Source organism: Tahibacter caeni (assembly GCF_024609805.1).
In the GTDB taxonomy this organism is placed as follows: Bacteria; Pseudomonadota; Gammaproteobacteria; order Xanthomonadales; family Rhodanobacteraceae; genus Tahibacter; species Tahibacter caeni.
In genome coordinates this window covers 1-1236 of record NZ_JANFVR010000640.1, presented here as the reverse complement: position 1 = coordinate 1236, position 1236 = coordinate 1, and the positions used below count along the sequence as shown (strand labels likewise).

Annotated in this window: 1 protein-coding gene; it reads left to right on the top strand. The window is 73.9% G+C overall.

The window, feature by feature from the left end; translation table 11 throughout:
* The coding region (locus NON22_RS24510) for a serine/threonine-protein kinase (protein ID WP_257389597.1) at nucleotides 1-1236 on the top strand (1236 nt) is incomplete at both ends.

Here is a 1236-nt window from a genome sequence, read left to right as displayed (position 1 = left end):
CCTTCGCGCTGCTGCGCGAGGCGCTGGAACTGGAACCTGCCGCACGCGCCGCGTTCGCCGCGGCGCAGACGGCCGGCGATCCGGCGCTGGCCGCGCTGCTCGCGCAACTGCTCGCGGCCGAGGCCGCGCCGCACCTGCTCGACGGCGGCGCGGCTGCCGTCGCGGAGCGGCTGGCCGACGGCGCCGACGACGACGAGCTCGCGGCGGACAGCTGCGTCGGCGGCTGGACCATACGTCGTCGCCTCGGCCGCGGCGGAATGGGCGCGGTGTTCCTCGCCACGCGCGAGGGTGACGGCTACGTGCAGCAGGGCGCGCTGAAATGGATCAAGCGCGGCATGGATTCGGGCGAGATCCTCGCGCGCTTCCGCCGCGAGCGGCGCATCCTCGCCCAGCTGCAGCATGCGCAGATCGCGCGCCTGCTCGACGGCGGCATCAGTGAATCGGGCCAGCCCTGGTTCGTCATGGAATACGTCGCCGGCGTGCCGCTGAACGAATGGGCCGCGTCGCCGCGCGTCGGTCTCACTCAGCGCCTGGACCTGTTCGTCGAGCTCGCCGAAGCCGTCGCCTACGCCCACGGGCAGCTCGTCGTGCACCGCGACCTCAAGCCCGGCAACGTGCTCGTCGATACGGAAGACCGCCCGCACCTGCTCGATTTCGGCGTCGCCAAGGTACTCGAGGAGGACGAGGCCGACAGTCAGACGCGCACGGGCGCGCGCTTCCTGAGCCGCGCCTACGCGGCGCCCGAACAATTGCGCGGCGAGCACGTCGGCACCGCCGTCGACGTCTACGCGCTCGGCGTGCTTCTGTTCGAGCTGCTGTCGGGCGCGCGCTTCCACGACAATCCGGCCGCGCGCACGGGCGCGGCTAGCGACCGCCTGAGCAACGCGGCGCGCAGCGACGGGCCGGTCGCTCCGCGCCGACTGCGCGGCGACCTCGGCATCATCGTCGCGCGCGCGACCGACGCGGAACCGGCACGGCGCTATGCAACCGCGCAGGCGCTGGCCGACGACGTGCGCCGCTATCTGCGCGGCGCGACTATCCTCGCGCGGCGCGACAGCGGCTGGTACCGCCTGCGCCGTTACGTGCAGCGCCATCGCGTCGCCTCGACGGCGCTGCTGCTTGCGCTGCTCGCGATCGTCGCCGGCAGCGCGCTGGCCCTGTCCCAGGCGCGCCGCGCCGCGCGCGAGGCCGAGCTGGCTCAGGCCGCGCAGCGCTTCCTGACCGGCGTGTTCGACG